Raw genomic sequence first — 1,736 nt, 5'->3', positions numbered from 1 at the left:
TAGGCATTTGCGGAATAGGCAAATTATAATGTAAATATTTAGGATACTCGCGTATAAAGAATTTTTACAGAAAAATTTAGGTAGAAATCAGTTTTTTATTCAAGCTCTATACCATAGTCTTCAAAAAGGGTAAATTTAATAAACCTTCATAATAAGGATTTTAAATTTATCCTTTATGCTATTAAAGGCTTCAAGCTTCTAATCAATTCATAGTCGTTCATCTTATCAGCTAGTATCACTGTAATGAGCTGAGTAATACCAGCTAGTAGCATATCCGATTTTATTGTGGCTAAGTTTCTCGTTTTAGGATTGCCACAACCCATAGGTTCTTTGAAATGGTTGATTGTTCTTTCAATCACAGCCCGGTTTTTATAAACACTTGACCATGAATCGGTATCTCTCACTGTACCAGGATACATTCGTAAATCACGGTTAATAGGAACATTTACAGTTCTACCTTCTCGTGAAGGAGTGCAAGGATCTTGGCAGTAACACACTGGATTTTTTCCTTTGTAGTGAGTATCAGGGCAAATGAATTTTAATCTTGTACGAGTCTTGTCATAATTAATACCTTTAAATTTAAAGGCCTTCGTAGGATCATGAGGGCACACTGGCCAACCTGATTCATTAAAAGCAGGGTCTGCTATATCCTCTGCCTTGGAACTTTTTCTAAGAGGAATAAATGCTTTTTTAAAATGACATTCCTTTAGTAGAAATGGATAGATCTTATACGTGTCAAAAGCAGTATCTCCTAAGAACATTTCAGGCTTAATATTTGGATGTAAAGCTAGAAAGTTTGAAATTACAGGCTTTAAGGATTTGCTATCATCAACTGTCTTTTCCTCTTCAGGATTATCCTCCATGACCTCTAGTTCAAGTTCTGGATTCTCTGCTTTGAATTTACGATCAAAACAAGTAATATCCCTTACAATGCCTAATCCATTTGTAAGAATCCCAAATTTATAGGCATAGCAGAACTTGCCATTAGCATACATTCTTCTTATTTCGTCATTAACAGAGGATACTTTAGGCATTCTAGAATAAGCGATATTGTGTATGTGATCATTTGATTTGCCTTTGTTCGAGGCTTTGACCTGTCGAATAATTTTGTTTAAGAACTTATCATTATTTTCAGCAACATATGTTTCAATACCTGTGGTATCATAAATCAACATAGAAGCGAGATTCTTATCAATACGTTCACATATGGGTTCAGTGAGATCAACAAGTTCATGAAACATCTCTTCAAGCTGTGGAACAAAATCCTGTTTAAAGCGAGTAAACTGAGCATCATCAGGAACACTTTCAATGCCACAAAACTCACGGAGTTCTTTTGAAAACTGAAGAAAGATGCGAAGTAGCGCTATTGTTGGAATACCAAAGATTTTCTGTAAGAGAAAAATGCTTAGCATAGACCACAAAGAGTATTTACGATGGCATCCCAATACGTTATAATAAGAGGTATAGAATGAAAATGGAATCAATGATTTTAAATCGAGATATTCATCAAGCAACTGTAGAAGTTTAGGCTTGTCATTTAGAAGTAGTTGATTGCATTCATTAAAAGTCTCAAAAAGAGATAGTTGTTTACACTGGTTTTTCATTGTCTAGTCACCTTTCAATCGTAGGATTTTGTGTGGTAACTTAATTTTACACGATTTTATGGGGACGGACAACTGAAATACAAAAGAGCAAAGCCTTCATATCGTTGGCTTTGCTCTTTCTGCAATTATCTA

At 34.6% G+C, this 1,736-nt stretch carries 1 protein-coding gene; it reads right to left on the bottom strand.

From position 1 onward, the window contains the following. Window positions 1-173: 173 nt before the first annotated feature. On the bottom strand, window positions 174-1,604 hold the full coding sequence (locus DES36_RS14610; RefSeq protein ID WP_113921955.1) for a transposase: 1,431 nt from the start codon (window positions 1,602-1,604) through the stop codon (window positions 174-176). Between the last annotated feature and the right edge of the window lie 132 nt (window positions 1,605-1,736).

This window comes from Alkalibaculum bacchi (assembly GCF_003317055.1).
GTDB classification, from domain to species: domain Bacteria; phylum Bacillota; class Clostridia; order Eubacteriales; family Alkalibacteraceae; genus Alkalibaculum; species Alkalibaculum bacchi.
Note: the sequence above shows the minus strand (reverse complement) of the source record. Positions and strands in the feature narration are given on the sequence as shown.